General features: G+C 70.8%; 18 protein-coding genes and 1 riboswitch. Of the genes, 7 read left to right on the top strand and 11 right to left on the bottom strand.

Features of this window, described 5'->3' with window-relative positions; genetic code table 11:
- The first annotated feature begins 32 nt into the window (after positions 1–32).
- The 4 genes from FHS44_RS03580 (at position 33) to FHS44_RS03565 (ending at position 5,847) form a co-directional block, all read left to right on the top strand.
- Positions 33–1,454 carry an amidase gene (locus FHS44_RS03580; protein WP_184712408.1) on the top strand — a complete coding sequence of 474 codons (1,422 nt, stop codon included), beginning with the start codon at positions 33–35 and terminating at the stop codon, positions 1,452–1,454.
- A gap of 175 nt (positions 1,455–1,629) precedes the next feature.
- Entirely contained in the window at positions 1,630–4,113 is a 2,484-nt protein-coding gene (locus FHS44_RS03575; RefSeq protein ID WP_184712407.1) for a CoA transferase, read from the top strand.
- Positions 4,114–4,138: 25 nt separating this feature from the next.
- Positions 4,139–5,065: a beta-keto acid cleavage family enzyme gene (locus FHS44_RS03570; protein WP_184712406.1), complete on the top strand. Its 927-nt coding sequence runs from the start codon at positions 4,139–4,141 to the stop codon at positions 5,063–5,065.
- Complete coding sequence (locus FHS44_RS03565) at positions 5,062–5,847, top strand: nitrilase-related carbon-nitrogen hydrolase (RefSeq protein WP_184712405.1); 786 nt, start codon at positions 5,062–5,064, stop codon at positions 5,845–5,847. The genes FHS44_RS03570 and FHS44_RS03565 overlap by 4 nt, the downstream gene beginning before the upstream one ends.
- On the opposite strand, the gene FHS44_RS03560 is transcribed toward FHS44_RS03565, so the two are convergent.
- The 3 genes from FHS44_RS03560 to FHS44_RS03550 all read right to left on the bottom strand — a co-directional run bounded on the left by FHS44_RS03560 (position 5,840) and on the right by FHS44_RS03550 (position 8,046).
- Positions 5,840–6,589 carry an alpha/beta fold hydrolase gene (locus FHS44_RS03560; RefSeq protein WP_221460313.1) on the bottom strand — a complete coding sequence of 250 codons (750 nt, stop codon included), beginning with the start codon at positions 6,587–6,589 and terminating at the stop codon, positions 5,840–5,842. The genes FHS44_RS03565 and FHS44_RS03560 overlap by 8 nt on opposite strands.
- A gap of 52 nt (positions 6,590–6,641) precedes the next feature.
- Positions 6,642–7,280 (bottom strand): TetR/AcrR family transcriptional regulator, encoded by a 639-nt coding sequence (locus FHS44_RS03555; protein WP_184712404.1) that lies wholly within the window; start codon positions 7,278–7,280, stop codon positions 6,642–6,644.
- Positions 7,281–7,452: 172 nt separating this feature from the next.
- Positions 7,453–8,046, bottom strand: coding sequence for an HAD-IA family hydrolase (locus tag FHS44_RS03550; protein WP_184712403.1), 594 nt, complete (start codon positions 8,044–8,046; stop codon positions 7,453–7,455).
- 223 nt (positions 8,047–8,269) lie between these two features.
- Here FHS44_RS03550 and FHS44_RS03545 point away from each other — a divergent pair, with 223 nt between their 5' ends.
- From FHS44_RS03545 to FHS44_RS03535, 3 genes are read left to right on the top strand one after another with little or no spacing between them, the layout of a single operon-like run.
- Positions 8,270–8,788 (top strand): hypothetical protein, encoded by a 519-nt coding sequence (locus FHS44_RS03545; RefSeq protein ID WP_184712402.1) that lies wholly within the window; start codon positions 8,270–8,272, stop codon positions 8,786–8,788.
- Positions 8,789–8,829: 41 nt separating this feature from the next.
- Positions 8,830–9,411 carry a DUF1963 domain-containing protein gene (locus tag FHS44_RS03540; RefSeq protein ID WP_184712401.1) on the top strand — a complete coding sequence of 194 codons (582 nt, stop codon included), beginning with the start codon at positions 8,830–8,832 and terminating at the stop codon, positions 9,409–9,411.
- Positions 9,412–9,450: 39 nt separating this feature from the next.
- The gene (locus FHS44_RS03535; RefSeq protein ID WP_246435060.1) at positions 9,451–10,041 is read left to right on the top strand and encodes a hypothetical protein; all 591 of its coding nucleotides are present in this window, start codon (positions 9,451–9,453) and stop codon (positions 10,039–10,041) included.
- Between the two features lie 69 nt (positions 10,042–10,110).
- On the opposite strand, the gene FHS44_RS03530 is transcribed toward FHS44_RS03535, so the two are convergent.
- The 8 genes from FHS44_RS03530 to FHS44_RS03495 all read right to left on the bottom strand — a co-directional run bounded on the left by FHS44_RS03530 (position 10,111) and on the right by FHS44_RS03495 (position 20,742).
- The gene (locus FHS44_RS03530; protein ID WP_184712400.1) at positions 10,111–10,602 is read right to left on the bottom strand and encodes a hypothetical protein; all 492 of its coding nucleotides are present in this window, start codon (positions 10,600–10,602) and stop codon (positions 10,111–10,113) included.
- A gap of 79 nt (positions 10,603–10,681) precedes the next feature.
- The gene (locus FHS44_RS03525; protein ID WP_312863518.1) at positions 10,682–11,425 is read right to left on the bottom strand and encodes an ion transporter; all 744 of its coding nucleotides are present in this window, start codon (positions 11,423–11,425) and stop codon (positions 10,682–10,684) included.
- Positions 11,426–11,743: 318 nt separating this feature from the next.
- On the bottom strand, positions 11,744–13,027 hold the full coding sequence (locus FHS44_RS03520) for an MATE family efflux transporter (protein ID WP_184712398.1): 1,284 nt from the start codon (positions 13,025–13,027) through the stop codon (positions 11,744–11,746).
- An 11-nt stretch (positions 13,028–13,038) separates the two neighbouring features.
- On the bottom strand, positions 13,039–14,061 hold the full coding sequence (locus FHS44_RS03515) for an LLM class F420-dependent oxidoreductase (protein WP_184712397.1): 1,023 nt from the start codon (positions 14,059–14,061) through the stop codon (positions 13,039–13,041).
- A gap of 24 nt (positions 14,062–14,085) precedes the next feature.
- Positions 14,086–15,924, bottom strand: a complete 1,839-nt coding sequence (locus tag FHS44_RS03510) for a SagD/YcaO family ATP-dependent cyclodehydratase (RefSeq protein WP_184712396.1) — start codon at positions 15,922–15,924, stop codon at positions 14,086–14,088.
- 271 nt (positions 15,925–16,195) lie between these two features.
- Positions 16,196–16,771 (bottom strand): (2Fe-2S)-binding protein, encoded by a 576-nt coding sequence (locus FHS44_RS03505; RefSeq protein ID WP_312863517.1) that lies wholly within the window; start codon positions 16,769–16,771, stop codon positions 16,196–16,198.
- Positions 16,772–17,069: 298 nt separating this feature from the next.
- Positions 17,070–17,270: riboswitch (cobalamin riboswitch) on the bottom strand.
- Between the two features lie 65 nt (positions 17,271–17,335).
- Positions 17,336–18,331, bottom strand: coding sequence for a ribonucleotide-diphosphate reductase subunit beta (locus FHS44_RS03500; RefSeq protein ID WP_184713419.1), 996 nt, complete (start codon positions 18,329–18,331; stop codon positions 17,336–17,338).
- On the bottom strand, positions 18,331–20,742 hold the full coding sequence (locus tag FHS44_RS03495; RefSeq protein ID WP_312863516.1) for a ribonucleoside-diphosphate reductase subunit alpha: 2,412 nt from the start codon (positions 20,740–20,742) through the stop codon (positions 18,331–18,333). Before FHS44_RS03495 ends, FHS44_RS03500 begins: the two co-directional genes overlap by 1 nt.
- Between the last annotated feature and the right edge of the window lie 124 nt (positions 20,743–20,866).

The raw sequence follows: 20,866 nt of genomic DNA, 5'->3' as shown, positions 1-20,866 counted from the left end.
GCGCGCCGACCACGACGAGAGCGAAGGACCCGATGGACGAGCTGCACCACCTGTCGGCGACGGACGCGCTGCGCGCCTTCCGCGCCCGGCGGTTGTCCCCGGTCGAGCTGACCGAGGCGGTGATCGCCCGCGCGGAACGGACCGAGCCGGTCGTCAACGCGCTGTGCCACCGCTTCTTCGACGAGGCGCTGCGGCAGGCCAAACTGGCCGAACGCCGCTACGCGGGCCAGGGCGAGCCGCCGCGACCGCTGGAGGGGTTGCCCACCGTCGTCAAGGAGGACGAACCGGTCGCGGGACAGCCCTGGACCCAGGGGTCGCTGCGCCACCGCGACACCGTCGCCGAGCACACCTCGGTCTTCGTCCAGCGCCTCCTCGACGCCGGTGTGATCGTCCACGCCAGGAGCACGGCCTCGGAGTTCGCCTCCGCCGCGTTCACCCACTCGGCGCTCTGGGGCGTCACCCGCAACCCGTGGAACCCCGAGTTCTCCCCCGGCGGCTCCTCCGGCGGCTCGGGCGCCGCGCTCGCCGCGGGGTCCACGGTGCTGGCGACGGGGTCGGACACCGCGGGATCGATCCGGGTGCCCGCCTCGTTCAGCGGGGTGGTCGGGTTCAAGCCGCCGCACGGCCGGGTGCCGGTGGACCCGCCCTACCACCTCGACACCTACGTGCACTCCGGTGTGCTGGGCCGTACCGTCGCCGACGTCGCGCTGACGCAGAACGTCGTGGCAGGACCCCACCCGGGGGACGTCGGCTCGCTGCGGCCCCGTCACGTGCTGCCCGGCCCCGCCGAGCTCGGCCGCGACCTGCGCGGGACGCGGATCGCCCTGTCCGAGGACCTCGGTGACTGGGTGGTCGACCCGGTGGTCCGCCGCAACACCAGGGAGTACGGCGAGCGGCTGCGCGCGGCCGGGGCCCACGTCGAGGAGGTCGGGCTCCTGGTGCCGCGGGCACGGGTGCTGCGCGCGGCGGCCATCCACTTCCACCACGGGTTCGGTGCCGCCGTCGCGGCCGAGGACCGCGCGCCCGGCGCCCACCTCACCCCGTACGCGCGGGCGTTCGCGCGGTGGGCGGCCGAGAACGCCGCCGACGCCGGGGTGCTCGACGGACTCGCGATCGAGTCCGACCTCTACCGGCCCGTCGGCGAACTGTTCGAGCGGTTCGACGCGCTCGTCTGCCCGACCGCGGCCACCAGCGGGCTGGTGGCGGGCGAGGACTACCTCGACCACGGCCCGGAGATCGACGGGGAACGGCTCGGGCACTACCTGGAGTCGTTGCTCGCGCTCCCGTTCAACATCATGAACCGCTGCCCCGTGCTGGCCGTACCGTCCGGAATCGCCGGCAACGGGGTGCCCACCGGGGTGCAGATCGTCGGGCGGCCGTTCGACGACACCACGCCGTTCCTGGTCGGGGCTGCGGTCGAGCGGCGGCCGCGCTGGCCGGAGGTCATGACATGAGGGCACACGTCCTCGCCCACGCGTCCGGGTCCGGGTCCGGGTCCGCAGCCTCCCCTGACGGCGTGCGAGGCCCGTCCGACGATCGCCCGGAAGGTCCGGCCCCACCTCGTCGTCGCCACCGGGAAGAGTCCCGTCCCCGCGACCCACGAACCGGTCCCACCCCAAGGAGCCGCGTATGAACCCGCCGCTGCACGGCGTCCGCGTCCTCGACTTCGGCCAGTACGTCGCCGGTCCGGCCGTCGCCCTGCTGCTCGCCGACCTGGGCGCCGAAGTGATCCGCGTCGACCCGCCGGGCGGCCCGCGATGGACCTCCCCCGCTGCCGCCGCGCTCAACGCGGGCAAGAAGAGCATCGTGCTGGACCTGACCCGGCCCGCCGACGTCGCGACCGCCCGCCGACTCATAGCGGGGGCCGACGTGGTGGTCGAGAACTTCCGTCCCGGCGTCATGGCCCGGTTCGGGCTCGGACCGCAGGACACGCTCGCGCTCAACCCCCGCGTGATCCACCTGTCGCTGCCCGGATTCGCCGAGAACGACCCACGCCGCGACCTGCCCGCCTGGGAGGGGATCGTGCTGGCGGCCACCGGCGGCTTCACGGACATGGGACTCAACCGGATCCTCATGGGCGTCAACCCGTCCTACACGCCGCTGCCGCTGGCCTCTGCCTACGCCGCGGCGCTCGGCGCGCTCGCGGTCGGCGTCGGGCTGGTCGCCAGGCGGCGCACCGGCCACGGCGACGCCTTCGAGGTGCCGCTCGCCGAGGCCGTACTGGAAGGGCTGGCGTTCAACTCCCTGGCCGTCTCCGACCTCCCGCCGCGTTACCTCTCGCTGCGCGAGCACGAGATCGCCCGCCGACGCGCCACGGGAGAGCCGATGGACCTCACCTACGCGCAACTGCAGGAGCTTCTCGACCCGTTCTACCGCAGCTACCCCTGCCAGGACGGGCGGCTGTTCTACCACTGCTGCCCCGCCCACCGCACCCACGCGGTCCGGTCGCTGCGGCTGCTTGGCATCTGGGACACCGTCCGCGCGGAGGGCATCCCGACCGTCGATCCCTACCTGTCCACCGACCGTTGGCCCGACGGCACGGACTGCACGCTGCTGGCCTACCCGCTCTCCGCCCGCTGGGCGGCCCGGCTGTCGGAGCTGATCGCGGCCGCCTTCCTGCGGCACCCGGCGCGGGAGTGGGAGCGGCGGTTCGACGCGGCGGGCCTTCCTGGGGCCGCCCACCGCAGCAGCCTGGAGTGGCTGCGTTCCGAACATCCCCGTACGGCGGGGCTCGTCGCCACCGTCGACGATCCGGTCCACGGCGAACTGACCATCCCCGGACCCGTCGTCTGGGCCGAGGGCACCCCGCCGGGGCGCAGGCCCGCCCCCGCGCTCGACGCCGACCGGGCCGCGATCCTCGCCGCCCTGCCGCCGGAGCCGCCGCAACCACCGGTACCGCCGCCAGACCCGTCGGCCGCGCCCGGTGGGCTCCCGCTGGACGGCGTCCGCGTCCTCGACGTCACCAACGTCATCGCCGGGCCGATGATCGGCGCGACCCTCGCACGGTTCGGCGCCGAGGTCGTCAAGATCGACCCCCCGACGCCGGGCTTCGACCCGTACCACACCGTGGTCATCGGCATGCACGCCCAGCGCGGCAAACGCAGCGTGCTGGCCGACCTGCGCACTCCGGCCGGTCGCGAGGTGCTCGACCGGCTGCTGCCCACCGTCGACGTCGTCACGTTCAACGGCAGCGAACGCCAGCTCGGCGAACTCGGCCTGGATCCGGGGCGGCTGCGGGACATCCACCCCGGGATCGTGCTCGTGCGGGTGGACGCCTACGGCGGGCCGGGTCACGGGCCACGCAGCCACGCGGCGGGCTACGACGACAACGTGCAGGCGTGCACCGGGATCATGACGCGGTTCGGCGGCGGCCCGGACACCCCCGAGGAGCACGCGCACCTCGGGACGATCGACGCCCTCGCCGGGTTCTGCGGCGCCTTCGCCGTCGTCGCCGCGCTGGCCGGACGCGATGAACACGCCCCGGTGATGCGCACCTCCCTGGCCGCCGCCGGGCAGCTGCTGCAGATCCCGTTCCTCTTCGACGGCACGGGCCGCGACGCCGTACGGGAACCTTCGGGGCCGGACGTGCTCGGGGAGCACGCGGGATACCGGTGCTACCCGACCTCGGACGGCTGGTTCTTCCTGGCCTGCCCGTCCGAAACGAGTGCCGACGTGTTGGCGCCCGCGCTCGGGCTCGACGCGGACGCGTCGCAGGACCTGCTCGCCGCCCGGTTCCGGGAGCGCCCGGTCCAGGCGTGGGCCGACCTGCTCGGCCCGCACGGGGTCGCGGTGCACCGGATCGAGCACATCGCCGCACTGCGCTCCCGTGGTCTGGTACGGCAGAGCGCCGGACCCGTCCCGTTGCGCGGCTCGGCGGTGTTCGTCCGCCACGACCGGCATCCCAGCGGCCGGGAGGTGGACCTCATCGCCCCACAGGCCGTACGGCCCCGGCACGCGGCGGTGCGGGTGCCCTCCGACGCCCCCCGCTACGGCGCGCACACCCGCCAGGTGCTCGCCGAACTCGGCTTCACGCCCGCCGAGATCGAGGCGATGGCCGCCGAAGGCGCGATCGCCGACGGCTGGACCGAAGACCGCACCTACCTGCCCACCTGAACCACATCCGAGGAAGGAACGCCCTATGCGCGCGCCGTACGACCCCATCGTCCTCACCGCCGCCGTCACCGGAGGCGACGTCCTGCCCAGCCAGAGCCCCGCCGTACCGTGCGGGCCGGAGGCGATCACCGAGGCGGCCGTGGCGGCCGCGCGGGCCGGTGCCACCGTCGTGCACCTGCACGCCCGGGAGCTCGACGGCCGCCCGACGGGATCGGCCTCGATGTTCAAGGAGATCGTCGCCGGTATCCGCGAGCGGTCGGACATCGTCATCAACATCACCACCGGCGGGTCCGTCGACATGACGCCCGACCAGCGCCTTGAGGGCGTCGTGGCCGTGGTGCCGGACATCGCGACGCTCAACCTCGGCACGATGAACTTCGAGGGCTTCCCGACCCCTTCCCGGTGGCCGCGGGTGACCCACGACTGGGAGCGGCGGGTGCTGGAGCAGTCCGGGTCGGTGGTCTTCACCAACACGCTCGCCACGATGCGCCGCTTCGCCACGACGTTCCGCGAGCTCGGGGTGACCCCGGAGCTTGAGGTGTACGACCTGAGCCACCTGTCGATGGCCCGGTTCCTGCTCGACGAGGGCACGCTCACCGGCCCTGTCCGCGTCCAGTTCGTCCTCGGCGTGCTCGGCGGCGTGGGCAGCAGCCCGCACGACCTGTTCGCGCTGCGTGAGGCGGCAGGCCGCATCCTCGGGCCCGACCTGGCCGCCGTCAGCGTCGCCGGGGTCGGTTACCCCGCCGAGCTGCGGCTCGCCGCCGTCGCCGCCGCGTCCGGCATGGACGTGCGGGTCGGGATCGAGGACAACCTGCGTGTACGGCGCCGCAGGCAGGCCGCCGACTCGGCCGAGCTCGTCGCGGCGGCCGTGGCGATCGCCGACCAGTTGGAGCGCCCGATCGCCACCCCGGAACAGCTGCGCGCGGAACTCGCCGAGGGGCGGTCGTCATGAGCACCCTGCGGATCGCGTGCATGCAGAGCGCGGGTCACGGCCGTGACGTCGAGGCCAACCTGGCCGAGCTGGACTCAACAGCGGCCGCCGCGGTGGCCGAGGGCGCGGAGCTGCTCGTCACCCCGGAGATGTTCGTGACCGGGTACGACGTCGGGGACGTCGCCGAACTCGCCGCCCTGCCGCTGACCGGGCGGGTCGCCACCATCGCCGCCGCCCGTGGCATCGCGGTCGTCGCCGGTCTGCCCGCCGTACTGCCCGGTGGAGGTGTCGGCAACGTGGCTGTCGTCGTCGGCGACAGCGGCGAGGTGCTGGCCGACTACACCAAGGCCCACCTGTTCGGCGAGATCGACGGCCGGTTCCGCGCGGGAGAGGAGCCCACGGCCGTCTTCGACCACCACGGGGTGCGGTGTGCCGTCGTGATCTGCTTCGACGCGGAGTTCCCCGAGCCCGTGCGGGTCGCGGCGCTCGCGGGAGCGCACGTGGTGCTCGTGCCGACCGCAAACATGCATCCCTATGGCGCCATCAACGAGCACGTGATGTGGACCCGGGCCTGGGAGAACCAGGTCCATCTCGCCTACGTCAACCGGTGCGGCGCCGAGGGAACGACCGAGTATGTCGGCCGCAGCCGCGTCATCGGCCCGGACGGCACCGAGCTGGCGTCCGCGGGCACCGGCCCCGGCCTCGTGTTCGCCACGATCGACACCGCCGCCGTCGAGGGTGCCCGGTCCGCCTTCTCCTACCTGTCCGAGCGGCGGCCGACGCTGTACGGCGGGCTCACGTGAGGTCGGCGCGGATCCAGTCCTCGACGCGCGTGTTGAACCACTCGGGGTACCGCAGCGGCAGCCCGTGACCCGCGTTCTCGTGGATGATCAACTCGCTCCTCGGGTGCTCCTGGTCGAGCCGCCGCATCCCTTCCCGGAGTGATCGTGGTTCCTTCGCTCCGGCCAGGAGCAGGGCGGCGCCGGGGAACGCGGGCCAGGCCGGTGGTGTGCGGAAGTCGGCGTTTTCCCTGGTCAGCGCGACCAGGCTCTCCACGGGCAGGTTCTTCGAGGTGCGGAGGTAGTCGTCGAGGAGGTCGTCCGGAATGTACAGCGACTTCGCCTGGAGCTTGGCGAACCACGTCTGCCGGGCGAGCGGCGCGGTGAGCCTGACGAGCCCGTGGCTCAGGCTCGGCAGCGGTATGCCCCCGGTCAGCGCACTGGTGACCACCACGCGGGTGACCAGCTCGGGGTGGGAGGCGGCCAGTTCGAGCGCGAGCTGCGCGCCGAGCGAGAAGCCCACCACGGTGACGTCCGTACCGGCGGGAAGCCGCTTGAGGAGGGCGGCGAGCTCGGCGACGACCGCCGCGCTCGTCGTGAAGGGCACGTCGCGGCTGTGGTCGTGACCGGGCAGATCGGGCACAAGAACGCGAAAGCGCGCTCCGAAGTTGTCGATCTGCGCCTTCCACATCCACCCGGCGACCCCGCCGCCGTGGACGAGCAGCAGAACGGGGCCGTCGGCGTTACCGGTCTCTCGTATGTACAAGGCGGGTGCCCTCCTGTGGGATCGGTCTGTACGGCATGGCCTCGTTTCGGGGTCACCGTCGCTCCCGTTCGGCGATCAGCGCCTCGGCGAAGGCGACGAACACGCGTTTGCCCGCGGTCGTGTCGCCGGTGCCGGTGTCGACGGCGCGTGCCAGCAGCGCGCCCATGCCGAGGATGAGCGCGTCGGCGCCGACGGTCGGCGCCTGCGCGGCGAGTGCCTGGTTCCACAGGGTGAGGTTCGCGACGAGGACGTCCGCGTCCAGGTCCGCCGTCACGACGCCCTCCGCCTGGAGGGCACGGATGAACTCGGCGCCGAGCAGCTCGCGCGCCCGGAGCCGCTCACCGTCCCGCGCCAGCTCCTGCAGCGGCGCGGAGGGCTCCTGGTACAGGCGCAGCAACGCCGGACGCGAGTACAGCGCGGTCACCGCGTGAACGTACAGGCGGGAGAACGAGCCACCCTGGTCGTCGGCCTCCACCAACTCGATCGAACGACGGGCCGTCAGGACGACCTCCCGGTCGACGACCGCGCGGAGCAACGCGTTCTTGTCGGCGAACCGCAGGTAGAGCACACCTTTCGCGACTCCGGCCCGGGCGGCGACCTCGCCCATCCGCACCCCACCGAACCCCTGCTCCGCGATGACCTGGGCAGCGGCATCAAGGATGACACTCGTCTCAACACTGGGGCGAACCACAATCAACATCCTAAATGACCAAAAACGCCATTCTGGTCATTATGACGCGATCACTGGCCCGCCCATCGACCGGTGTGACGTCGGGAAGGCTTCCACGCCGGTTGTACGGCTGGCTCAGCGGTCCCAAGCCTTCGACGTCGGCACCGGCTTGGAGAGCTTCTGGTGTCGGCGTCTACGGCCAGGCCGTGTACGAGACAGGCGGCAGATCCAGGAGGGCGGCCACACGCCGCGCGATGTCGGGTCCGTCGGCCAGGACGGTGCCGATGCCCAGCATCTGTGCCGGAAGGAGGTTGGCCGCGGTGTCGTCCACGAACAGGCACTGGTCGGCCACCAGGCCCATTCGCTCCAACGTCGCCTCGTAGATCCTCGGGTCCGGCTTCGCGACACCTTCGACCTCGCTGATCACATGATGGTCGAACAGCTCCCACACGCCGGTCGCGGTGTAGGGATCGTAGGGATCACGACCATAGGAGTTGGACAGCAGCGCCACCGTGAGGCCAGCCTGACGTGCCCGGCGAGCGAGCGCGACCATCGACGGCTCGGCGCGCACCTGTGCGTGGACGCGCCCCATGAGGTTGTCCGGATCCACTCCCAGCAGCATGGCGGTGGCCGTGTTCCACTCCGCCTGGGTCATGCGGCCCAGTTCCAGCTCCATATACAGGGATCGACCGGTGGGGTGACTGCCCAGCGCGTTCGCCCAGGCGTCGACGGGCAAGCCCTGGCTGGTGCACCAGGCATGGATGGGGGCCCTCAGAGGGATCGTCATCACTCCGGAGAAGTCCAAGATCAGGCCTCGGTACGGCAACGCGCCTCCCCATCCGGTCAGCTGTGCGCCTCCGAGACGACCGTACCTGGCAGCTGATACTCGTTCCAGTGAGGCGCCGGTCCGCTTCCTTTTGGGCTCCGCCTCTTCTACGACCGCGAGAAGAACTCAAGCTCCTTGATAACTTCGACTCTCCCGCGACCGAAAATCACCCTCTGGAGCTCGCATGGATCACTCCCAGAATCCCAGCGCCTCCCCGGCCGATACGCCGGAGGGCTTCGGCCAGGACGACGCCACGACCACCGGCGTCACCGTGCGTCAGCCCTGTCCACCGTGGTGCAACGCGACGCATGCCGTTGACCACGTCCGACGGACCGCCTTCATCGACACCGTCGACGGTTATCTCGTCCTGGTTGAGGCGGCTCAGCCCGCCGAGCCGGACGGCCAGATCTCTGGTCCGGCGGCTGTGCGGGTCACCTATCGCCACAGCGACGCCTCCACCTGGGTGAACCTGTCGCCGGCGCAGGCCCGCGAGATGGCCCGAACCCTGTCCGCCCTGCTACCTCCCACGCCCCCCTGCCACACCGACTTTCCAGAAGACAGCCCAGGCGAGACGTTGGCCCTGTCCGTCTCCACCGTCGCCGCCCTCGCAGAGGGCCTACGCGAAGCCGCCGACATCCTCTGGTCTTCCGGACGGGTGAGTACTCCGCCTGACCAAGGCCGGGTGGATGGCGAGGGCCGGTGAGCGGTATAGGCTGCCGGGCCGTGAGTGGATCTATGGCTTTTGTGAAGGATGTTGAGGTCGCGGCCCGGGTGAGCCGGATCGGTGGGCTGCCGCTGGCGCCGGAGGGGTTCTCCTGGCCGCTCTGTTCCCGGTGTGACGGGCCGCTGCGGTTCCTGTTCCAGCTCATGGCGGACGACCTCGGCGACCACGCCGAGTCCCTGCGGCCGGGAGCCCTGCTGTCGTTCTTCATGTGCGACAACGACCCCGGCCAGTGCGAGGCCTGGGACCCCGAAGCCGGTGGGAACCGCGCCTACCTGTTCGCCGCGGACGCCACGGTGGCCGCGACCTCCCCCGGAGAGGCGTTCGTCCTGTCGCAGTGCTTCGAGATCGGCATCTGCGAGGTCGAACCGGAGACTGCCGACGAGGTCGCCGACTTCAAGGTGGTCGGCTGGCTGGGCGGCGAGGCGGAGTGGTGGGACACCGACATGACGCCCACGTGCTCCACCTGCGGCACCCCCATGGGCTTCGTCGCGCAGATGAGGGAGGGCTACAGCCGGAACTGGCTGATGAACTTCGGCGGCGGAGAGGCGTTCGTCTTCGCCTGTCCGCCCTGCGACGCGGCGTCCGTCGTTCTTCAGGGCTGACGGCGAACTTCTGTCCCGTCCGCCGCGTCCAATCCGTACATGAACACAATGACGAGGACACTCACGACCGCCGCCCTGTCCGTGGCCTCCGCCGCGACGCTGTTCGTCGTCCCCTCCGCCCACGCGGCCACCACGAGCGGTGCCGCCTGCCCCACTCCGAGCAAGGCGGAGATCAAGCACTCCTACGACTCCAAGGTCGACAAGCCCCCGAGGGGCGCCACCGCCATCAGAGGCGTACGCGTCGGTTACCTCCCCGGGGGCTTCACCTACGGCGGGGTGGTCGCCGGTAAGCACAAGGGCGTCACCGATTACGGCTACCAGTGGGGTGACGACCGGGCCAACGCCGACCCCAAGCAGCGGAGCCTGTGGGTACGCGTGCTGTGCTGGCCTGGCGCCAGGAAGCTCACGGACCTGAAGCGCCTCCCCGTGACCTACGGAACCTTCACCTCGGGCGTGAAGACCGCGACGATCGGCGGCCACCGGGTGCTGACCAGGGAGGGCGACGGCGCACTCGGCGACGGACAGTACGTCGGCTGGGTCGAACGCAAGGGAGTCGTCATCACCGTGATGGCCAGCACCCCCCTCGTCCCCGACCTCAACAAGATCGTCTCCAGCATCCGCCTGCCCTGACCGTCCCTGCCCCGTGCCGGTCTTCCGAAGGTCGGCAACGAGGCGGTCGGTTTCTCCGCTGAGGGATGCTCAGTCGGGCAGAGGTCGCGCCAACAGCACCATTCGATCGGCCTCGACGTCGAACCCAAGGACCGGGTGATCCTGTTCCCGGTCTCCTTCCGGCGACATCATCACCGGTTTTCCCAGCTTTCGCCCGATCGCCGTGATGAACTCGCACAGGATGTCCAGCCGTTCCTGACCCTGGAGTTCCCGCAGATCGACGTCAAAGTCGATCGTGTCATCCGACAGGAACCGAAAAATCGCCAGCACGTCGGGGGCGGGCCGGACGCGGAGAGTCGGACACTCAGCGTCTTCAGGCCGGGAAAGCACCTGCTCGGCGGAAGGCAGCGGCATGACGACGTCGCCTTCGAGATACTCGCTCCCCCAGGGGTGAGCCTCGATCAGGTCGAGGACCATCTGCCAGTCCGCGACGGAAGCATCCGCGACCCACACCTCCGGCAGTGCCCCCATCAGGTCGGGGTCGAAGAAACACCTGACCTCGTCCCACACCAGTCCCGGCATATTGCCCCTCTGAATTCGAAACCCCGGCCCGGCCCCGAGGCCCACTCCCCCTGACACACGGCGGACACCGGGGGAACGGTCAGGTCGTGGGTTCGGTCGCTGTTTGGTGGGACTGGAGGGCGTCGATTTTGGCGTGGAGGCGGGCCAGTTCCACGGCGATGTCGGCCAGGTGGTCCTCGGTGCGTTGTTCCTCGGCCGAGGTGTTCTGGTCGTCCATCGCGTTGACCACGACGGCGATGAACAGGTTCAGGACCACGAAGGTGGTCATCAGGATGTAGCCGACGAAGAACACCCACGCCCACGGTTGCTGCGCCATCACCTTCTCGGCGATGTCGGGCCACGCCTCACCGGTCATGACCTGGAACAGGGTGAACAGTGAGGTGGGCAGTTCGGCGAAGTACTCCGGGGCGATTCCCCCGAACAACTGCGTCGCCAGGACGGCCGAGACGTACATGACAAGGACGAGCAGGCCGACGATCGACAGCATGCCGGGAATGGCCGACAGCAGGGCGTCGATGACGTTGCGCATGCTGGAGATGGCCGACACCAGGCGTAGCGCGCGCAGGATCCGCATCGTGCGCAGGATCGAGGTCGGCCCCGAGGCCGGGATCAGGGCGATGCTCACGATGATCGTGTCGAACCAGTTCCACGGGTCGCGGAAGAAGTCCCCACGGTAGGCGTAGAGCCGGGCGGCGAGTTCCACGGCGAAGACCGCCACCGCGATCCTGTCGACGACGTGGAGCAGCCCGCCGAGGTGCTCGACGAGGTAGGAGGACGTCTCGCAGCCGATCGTGATCGCGTTGATCACGATGACCGCGACCACGGTCCGCTGCAGACGAGAACTTTCGAGGATGCGGCGAACACGTTCTCGTATCGACACCTGATCGGCCCCGGGGGAATGGAAGTTCACCCGCTGATCATCGCAAACCCGTCCCAGCCGTTTTCGGACAGATCTCCCCATAAGGCCCACTATCGGAAGAAGAACCGCGCCACCACAGATCCCCGCGCCACCACAAACCGCCGCACCGCCGCATACCAAAGCCGCCTACGGCAAGCCCGCCTCACGACCAAGCCCCCCGTACAACCAACCCGCCGCACCACCAGCCCGCCGTACGGCAAGACCGCCACACGACAAGACCGGCTACCCGACGCCCACGCGTAGCCGTACCCGAACACGCGCCCCCAGGAAGATCGCCAGCACCACCGTGAACGCGACCCACGCCACGTAGATCCCCGGCAGCCCCCACCCGCCGGGGACGGCCAGGAACCACGCCAGGGGGACGAGGACCAGATAGTCCCCGGCGACATTGCCGATCATGACGGAGCGGGTGTCGCCCATGGCGCGCAGCAGGCAGCCGTAGGACATGGCGGGCACCATCGGGGCCAGGCTCAGTACGGCCAGCGGCACCGCCTGCCAGGCGAGGTCGGCGATGGTGGCGTCCTCGGTCACCAGGGACAGCAGGGGACGGCCCAGGGTCAGGGCGAGGACGGCCGGGACCGCGTACACGGCCAGCAGCAGCCGTTGCCCGGTGCGGCGCCACCGTTCGGCGCGGGCCGGGTCGCCAGCCCCCAGTTCGTGTCCCGCCAGGATGCTGATCGGGGCCGCGACCGAGCCCATCACGGTGAAGACGACGAGCAGCAGGTTGTCCACGATCCGGTAGGCGCCCAGCTCCGGGGTGCCGATCCTGGCCGCGAATCCGGCGATCAGCGCCTCGTTGACGTAGCCGACGCCCATCGCGCTCATCTCCGGCCAGCCGATGGCCCACAGCCCGCGCACCACCGCGCCGGTGTCCACGGGAGCCACCGAGGGCAGCCGGGTCCGGGAGTACGCCAGCAGGAAGGCCGTCCCCGCCACGGTCGCGGCCAGGGTGGCGAGGGCCGCGCCCGTCACGCCCAGGCCGAAGGAGAAGATCAGCAACAGCCCCAGCGGCAGGTTCACCACGTTGACCAGGAGCGCGTGGTACATGGCCGCCCGGGTGATCCCGATCCCGGCGCAGGCCCCCTGCAGCGTGAACGACGCGGCGGCGAACGGCACCGCGAACGCCAGGACGCGCAGGTAGGAGACGCCCGGTTCGATGATCTCGGCCGTGGCGCCCAGCGCGGTCAGCACCGGTTCGGCGACGCCGTACAGGACGGCACCGATGGCGAGTCCGGCGCCCGCGGAGGTGACCAGCCCGAGCCGGACGACCTGGACGACCTCCCCCGGCGCACCGGCTCCGTGCGCCCGAGCGACCTTGACCTGTACGGCTGTCGCCCAGCCACGGACGACGACCAGCGCGACCAGATACAACGGGGCGGCCAGGGCGAAGGCGCTCAGGGACCGGGTGGACAGCCGGGCCAGCAGCACCGTGTCCACGAGGTTGACGATGATCTGCGTCAGCCCCGCGACCAGCAGCGGAACCGCCAGCGCCCACAGCCGCCGCATGGACGGCTCGTTCACAGGGCGGCTCGCGCGGCTTCCAGCAGCTCGGTGTCCCGGTCGAGCAGGATGAGCGTGTCCACCCGGGACTCCCGCCAGGCGGCGAGCCGGTCCACGATGGCCTCGACGGGACCGAGCAGCGCGACCTCGTCGAGCAGCCGGTCGGGCACCGCCGCCGCTGCCGCCGCCCTGTCGCCGTCGGCGAAGTGTTTGCGCACGTCGTGCGCCGCGCCCTCGTAGCCCATCTGGGCGACGACGTCGGCGTAGGTGTTGCGGACGCCGGGAGAGGCCGCGCCGATCAGGTGGGCGTACAGGGGCCGCAGCTTGTCACGGCCCTCGGCGACGGTGCGGGCGCGGGCGACGTACAGGATGGGGCAGATCTTCACGGCGTCGCGGGCGCGTCCGGCCCGGGCGAGACCCTCCTCAAGCGGGGCCAGGATCGCGGCCTCGTGCTCGGGGGCGTACATCCCGGACAGCCAGCCGTCGGCGAGTTCCCCGGTGAGAGCGAGGTTGCCGGGGCCGATGGCGGCCAGGTAGATGGGGATGTCCGGGCGCAGCGGGGTCATCTCCGAGCGGACCGGCCTGGCCCGGCCCGTCGATCCCGGCCCCCGGTAGGGAAGCGTGTAGATCTGCCCGTCGTAGTGGACGCGGTCCTCGTGCGCGATGGCCCGCCGTACGATCTCGACGTACTCGCGGGTCCTGCGCAGTGGCCGCTCGTACGGCAGGCCGTGCCAGCCCTCGACGATCCACGGGACCGACAGGCCGAGACCGAGCTGGAAGCGCCCGTTGGACAGCACGTCGAGGGTCATCGCGGCCATCGCCGTGGCCGCGGGGGTGCGGGCGGGGATCTGCATGATCGCGGTGCCCAGTTCGATCCGCTCGGTCACGGCGGCCAGGTAGCCCAGCACGCTGACGGCGTCGGGGCCGTACTCCTCGACGCTCCACACCGAGTCGACGCCGATCCGCTCGGCGTGCCGGATCACCGGGAGCACCCGCTCCATGGGCGCTCCGCCGTACCCCATGGCCAGTCCCAGCCGCATACGCTCCCCCAGGAATGAATAAGGTCAGGCGAACGGCAGGGGCCGTCGCCACAGGTCGTCCTCGGTCAACGGCCCCGGCACCCAGCCACGGGCCACGGGCTCGGTCAGCAGCCGGGTCCCGCCAAGGAACGGGAAGGCCGCCGGGGCGTTGCCGTACAGGCCGGGGACCATGACGCGCGCCACGCTGAGCCCCGCCGCCCGCACGTCGCGGGTCGTCAGGTCCACCGCGTACGGCCGCAGCCCCCGCCCGGCCAGCGACCGCCACGGGCCGACGGTCTCGGCGGGCAGCGGTGGGCCGACGGGGACGCGCAACCGGTCGAGGGCCGCGTCCTGCATGCGTTCGTCGAGATACACCTGGACGTTGACGCGCACGTCGTTGAGGTCGCGCCAGCCGGGCCGCAGTCCGTCCAGGTAGGCGCGGTCGGCGCGATAGGGCAGGTACGGCCGCCGCTCGACGGTGCCGGAGCGGACCCCGCGCCAGAAGCCGCTCTCCTCGTCCAGCAGGTCGAGCCCCGTCTGGTAGGTGCCGATCGCCTCGGTGAACGCCTTGCTCGCCGCCTCCTCCGCGGTGGTACGGCAGGCGCTGCCGAACCCCACGACGTGCCGCCGCGTGTCCTCGACGAACACCGCCGCCACCATCGCGTCGAACGCCGAGGGCACCCGCAGCAGCGACACCGTGAGCCCCGCCTCCGCTGCCTCGTGGAGCGCGTCGGCCAGCGGGCCCTCACCCGGCACGGGGAGGGGGGAGGCGGGGGCGCCGCTCTGCCACCACAGGGTGACCGCGTCGCGTTCCAGCACCTCCCGCAGCGCCGCCTCACGGGCCCGCTCCGGCGAGTCCGCGGCCGCCGTACCGGCCAGCAGGGGGTAGTTGGTCGGCGGCTCGTCCCTGTGAGAGCCACGGAAGTAGTTGACGTAGGCCAGGGAGGCGGGCACCAGGACGTCCCGTCCGTCCTCCAGGTCCACGGCGGAGGTCCAGGCGATCTCCAGGTCGGCCGTCATCGGCGTGAACGGGAAGCCATGGGCGTCGTACTGGCTCTTGGAGTACAGCGCGAAGGTCCGGGGGTCCACGGCGGAGTCGCCCAGGTCGCGATAGGCCGCGCGGGGCAGGTCCTCGGGGACGTGGTTGCCGCAGTAACGTTCGGCAGCCTCGCCGATCGCCGCCCACCGGGCGGCCTCGTCGTCGCCCAGGGTCGCTCCCCCGGTCACCGGGTCGGCCACCCACGGCGTGAGCCGGGGATGATGCGCCAGATAGGCGGAGTAGGAGACCAGGTTCCGTGGGTCCGGCGCGCGTCGCCGGTCCCGCCGTACCCTCCTGACCGGCCCGAACCTGTCGCCGACCAGCAGCCGTTCCCTCCCCTCGTGTTCCCTGGAGGGGGTCGGCGGGCCGCCGGGCAGCGGCAGCACCGGCCGCGCGGTGACCGTGACGGCCTGGCCCGCCTCGATCGTCAGCTCGTGCTCGGGTACGGCGCCGCCCGTGAGGTGCGTCACGACCTCCGCGGCCAGCATCGCCGCCGCGACCTCGACGACCTCGGGGTGGATCTCCCCCTCGTCGTCGGCCGGGGGAAGCTCGCCGGTGGCGGCCAGCAGCCGGGTCCGCGCGTCGCGGTAGGTGACCCCACCGGCCCGGGTGAACGGCCCGACGCGGACCCGTCCCGACTCGGTGTGGGCGCGGTGCCACGGGACGCCCGCCTCGGCCAGCCGGAGGTCGAGGTCGCACCAGTGCTCGTCGGGCAGCCCGACGGCGCACGAGACGACCAGGTCGGCGTCCCCCTCGGTGACGACCTCGCCGACGGCCGCGAGCAGTACGGCTGTCCGCCGCGCGAGCGCGCCCGCTCCCTCGACCAGCACGCGGGGTCGTCGCACCTGTGCTCCTCCAGTCAAGGGTGTGGCCGGGGCCTGGGGAACCCCGGCCCCGGGGTTACTCGTCGTCGTCCTCACGCCACTCGAAGGGCGCGTCGACCGCGGGGGTGTGGGACTTCAGGCACGACTCCGTGCCCTCGGGTTCGTCGAAACCGTGGTGCGCCATGTGCGTCCTCCTTCGGTCGCGCGCATCACCGGCCAACTGCAAGTGATACGCATTTGCGAACTCCTTGCGAAAGCACAATAAGCATGGCGGCCGGGGAAATTCAAGAACTCACTTTCCGGCCAGCGAGCAGTCGTCGCATTTGACCCCGTCGGGCACCCGGTAATAAAGGCAGCAGGTGGTACGGCGAAATGCCAGGGCCGGTGAGGTGATCACGCCTTTCCCGGTCAGGGCGCCGTGGCCGAGCAGGGCGGTGACCAGCCGGGTGGCCGGGGCCGTCAGCTCGGGGCGGGCGGCCACGATCGCCCGGCCCGCCTCGACGAGCGCCGAGGCGGCGTTGCCGTACAGCAGTCCGGGGGCGACCTTGACCCGCAGTCCGGCGGCCAGCGGTTCCAGGTGACCGCGCACGACCATGTTGTACAGCAGGCCCGTGACCTGGTCTTCCGTCTCCGCGTGCCAGCCGGAGACCGTTGGCAGGCGCAGCCTCGGTCCGTCGTCGGCGCGTTCGAGGCGGCGCAGGTCGAGCACCAGGCCATGGCCGAGCACGGTGGCCAGCAGCGGCGACCACAGCCTGGCGGCGTGTCCGAGCTGGGCGATGGAGGCGCCGATCCGCAGTTCTCCGGTGCCGTACCTCGCGGCGACCGCCTCCACCAGGTCGGTGAAACCACGCGCGTAGTCGGCATTCACGTCGTGCCATCCTGCGCCGCCGGCACCGATGTCGATCGCGAAGAAGGAACCGATTTTCGCCACCTCCCCGAGGGCGGTGACAACTGATTCTGAAGACGCCGGTCGAAGTGTTTCCATAGCGCTGTTTCTCCGTTCTCCGGAATCACAGGAACGCATGTCGAAATGGCCGGACCTCACGCCCGGCTGGTTCGAGGAAAAAGGTCAGCTCGTCCCCCGGCTCCCTTCCGCGAAGGGAGCCCTCAGGACGGCAAGCACCTGGATGACGACCCGCTCCTCCCCGGGGAGATCCGCCCCAGCTCATCGAGGAGGCGACCGGGTGAGTCTCCTGGCTCTCGGGTCGATGCTCGTCCCCGTCTTCCCACCCCGTCAGGGGCGGTGACCACGTGGGGATCCGCTCGCCGATCACAGTGGCGGGACCGCGCCGGACTCACACCGGCTTCCTCGTCCCCGCTCGCCTTTCCGCCATCATGACACGAGGCGCCGATCCGCCAAATACCGCAAATATGCCGACATGGCGCCGCCCCATCCGGGGCGGCGCCGTACAAGATCAGACGCCGTGCAGGATCAGAAGTCGGCGTCGAAGCTGACCGAGCCGGTCACGCCCACCTGGTAGGCCGAGACCCGGCGCTCGAAGAAGTTCGACAGCTCCTGCACGTCCTGCAGCTCCATGAACGCGAACGGGTTCTTCGACCCGTAGAGCGGCTCGATGCCGAGCAGGGACAGCCGCCGGTCGGCCACGTGCTCCAGGTAGGAGCGCATGTCGGCGGTCGACATGCCGGGCACTCCCTGGCCGAGCAGGTCCTCGGCGAACTGGGCCTCGCAGTCGACGGCCTCGGCGAGCATCTCCCTGACCTGGGCGACCAGTTCGTCGTCGAACAGGTCGGGCTCCTCCTCGCGCACGACGTCCACGACGTCGAAGGCGAAGGCCATGTGCATGGACTCGTCGCGGAAGACCCAGTTGGTGCCGGAGGCCAGGCCGTTGAGCAGGCCCCGGGAGCGCAGGAAGTAGACGTAGGCGAAGGCGCCGTAGAAGAACAGCCCCTCGATGCAGGCCGCGAAGCAGATCAGGTTGAGCAGGAACGCCCTGCGGTCCTCCCTGCTGCGCAGTTCCCGCAGCTCGCCGAGGGAGTCGATCCAGCGGAAGCAGAACTCCGCCTTGCGCCGGATGGAGGGGATGTTCTCCACCGCCGCGAACGCCTCGAACCGCTCCTGCTCGTCGGGGACGTAGGTGTCGAGCAGGTTCAGGTAGAACTGGACGTGCACGGCCTCCTCGAAGAGCTGCCGCGACAGGTACAGCCGCGCCTCGGGGGCGTTGACGTGCTGGTACAGGTTGAGCACCAGGTTGTTGGCCACGATCGTGTCGCCGGTGGCGAAGAAGGCGACCAGACGGCTGACCAGGTGACGCTCGGCCGCCGACAGCTTGGACAGGTCCTTGAGGTCGGAGTGCAGGTCCACCTCCTCGACCGTCCAGGTGTTCTTGATCGCGTCACGGTAGCGGTCGAAGAACAGCGGGTACCGCATGGGACGCAGGGTCAGGCTCATGCCCGGGTCGAGCAACATCACTGGCACGCCTCACATGACTCGGGGTTCTCCAGGGAGCAGGCGAGCGCCTCCTCCGACTTGTTCACCTGCTCGGCCGCCGCGGCGACGGGCACGGTGGCCTGCTGGATGCGGGTGGCGGGACGGGAACGCAGGTAGTAGGTGGTCTTCAGCTTCGACTTCCAGGCGTACAGGTACATCGAGGAGAGCTTGTCGATCGTGGGCGCGCTCATGAAGAGGTTGAGCGACTGGCTCTGGTCGATGTACGGCGAGCGGGCGGCGGCCATGTCGATCAGCGCCCGCTGCGGCAGCTCCCAGGCCGTGCGGAACAGCAGCCGCACGTCGTCGGGCAGCGCCGTGATGCCCTGGACCGAGCCGTCGGCCTGCTTGATGGCGGCCCTGATCTGCTCGGTCCACAGCCCACGGGTCTTCAGCTCGGTCACCAGCGCGCTGTTGATCTGCAGGAACTCCCCGCTCAGGGTCTCGCGCTTGAACAGGTTGGACACCTGCGGCTCGATGCACTCGTAGCACCCGGCGATCGAGGCGATCGTCGCCGTCGGCGCGATGGCGACCAGCAGCGAGTTGCGCAGCCCGTGGACGGCGATCCGCTCCCGTACGGCGTTCCAGCGCTCGGTCTGGGTGCCCTCGACGCCCCACAGGTCGTGCTGGAGCTTGCCGCGCGCCGCCCACGTCCGCTCGTAGGCGGGGTGGGCGCCGAAGCGCTCGGCCAGCCCGACGGAGGTCTCCAGCGCCGAGAGGTAGATCTCCTCGGAGATCCGGGTGGACAGCTCCTTGGCCTCCGCCGAGTCGAACGGCAGCCGCAGCGCGAAGAGGACGTCCTGCAGTCCCATCACCCCGAGACCGACCGGGCGCCACCTCGGGTTGCTGGCCGCGGCCTGCTCGCTGGGGTAGTAGTTGATGTCGATCACCCGGTCCAGGAAGGTGACCGCGGTGTGGACCGTGGCGCGCAGCCGTACCCAGTCGATGTCGCCGTCGGCCACGTGCGCGGCCAGGTTGACGGAGCCGAGGTTGCACACCGCGGTCTCGCCGTCGTTGGACACCTCGATGATCTCGGTGCAGAGGTTGGACAGGTGCACCACGTTGTCCGGCTCGGCGGCCTGGTTGCACGTCCGGTTGGCGGCGTCCTTGAAGGTCATCCAGCCGTTGCCGGTCTGCGCGAGCGTGCGCATCATCCTGGCGTACAGGTCGCGCGCCCTGACCTGCCGCGTGTGGCGCCCCGCCTGCTCGGCTGCGCGGTAGACCTCGTCGAACGCCTCGCCCCACAGGTCGGGAAGCTCGGGGATCTCGTTGGGGTCGAACAGCGACCACATCTCGTCGGCCTCGACCCGGCGCATGAACTCGTCGGGGATCCAGTTCGCCAGGTTCAGGTTGTGCGTACGGCGGGCGTCCTCACCCGTGTTGTCCCGCAGTTCGAGGAACTCCTCGACGTCCGGGTGCCAGGGCTCCAGGTAGACACAGGCGGCGCCCTTGCGACGCCCGCCCTGGTTGACGGCGGCGACCGAGGCGTCCAGGGTGCGCAGCCACGGCACGATGCCGTTGGAGTGACCGTTCGTGCCACGGATCAGGGCGCCGCGCGAGCGCACCCGGCTCCAGGAGACGCCGATGCCCCCGGCGAACTTCGACAGCTTGGCGATCTGGGCGTACCGCTCGTAGATGGAGCCCAGCTCGTCACGCGGGGAGTCGACCAGGTAGCACGAGGACATCTGGGTGTGCTGGGTGCCCGAGTTGAACAGCGTCGGCGAGCTCGGCAGGTAGGACAGCGACGACATCAGGCGGTAGAAGCCGATCGCCTCCCCCGGCGTCTCGGCCAGCCCGCACGCCACCCGCAGCAGCCAGTACTGCGGCGTCTCCACGACCAGCCGGGTCGACGGGTGCCGCAGCAGGTAGCGGTCGTAGATCGTACGCAGCCCGAAGTACTCGAACCGCAGGTCGGCCGTGGGGTCGATGGCGTCGTCGAGCTTGCGGGCGTTGGCCGCGACGAACGCGGCGGTCGCGTCGCCGATGAGGCCCTCGGCGTGTCCGAGCCGGATGGCCTGGCTGAAGGACGCCACACTCTGGCCGCGTACTTCCTTGTCGATGTAGCCGGACAGCAGCCGCGCGGCCAGGCGCGAGTACTGCGGCTCCTCGCCGATCATCTCGGCGGCGGTCTGGATCGACAGCCTGTCCAGCTCGGCCGTCGTCGCACCGTCGTACAGACCGCTGATGGTCTTGGTGGCCACGCGCAGCGGATCGACGTCGGTCAGGCCGTCGGCCCAGCGCTCGACCGCCCTGACGATCTTGTTGACATCGACGGGTTCCGCGTTGCCGTTGCGCTTGCGGACGTGCATCTGCACATGCCGTGGCGCGGGCTGGTCCCCCTGGTCCGGCGTCATACTGGTCAGGTCCGTCAACGGATCCCCGATGACCGTCACAGCTCTCTCCTCGCGAACTCGGTCATGAACCGAAGGTCCGCGCAGAAGGGCTCCGGCAGGGGCGTCGTACAGCCCTCGCGCCGATGCCGTCGACCGTCCCGCGCGGCCTCGGAGCAGCCGCACG

Origin of the sequence: Streptosporangium saharense (assembly GCF_014203715.1) — a bacterium.
Taxonomy (GTDB): Bacteria; Actinomycetota; Actinomycetes; order Streptosporangiales; family Streptosporangiaceae; genus Streptosporangium; species Streptosporangium saharense.
The sequence above is the reverse complement of the archived record's forward strand: the minus strand, read 5'-3'. Positions and strand labels throughout refer to the sequence as shown.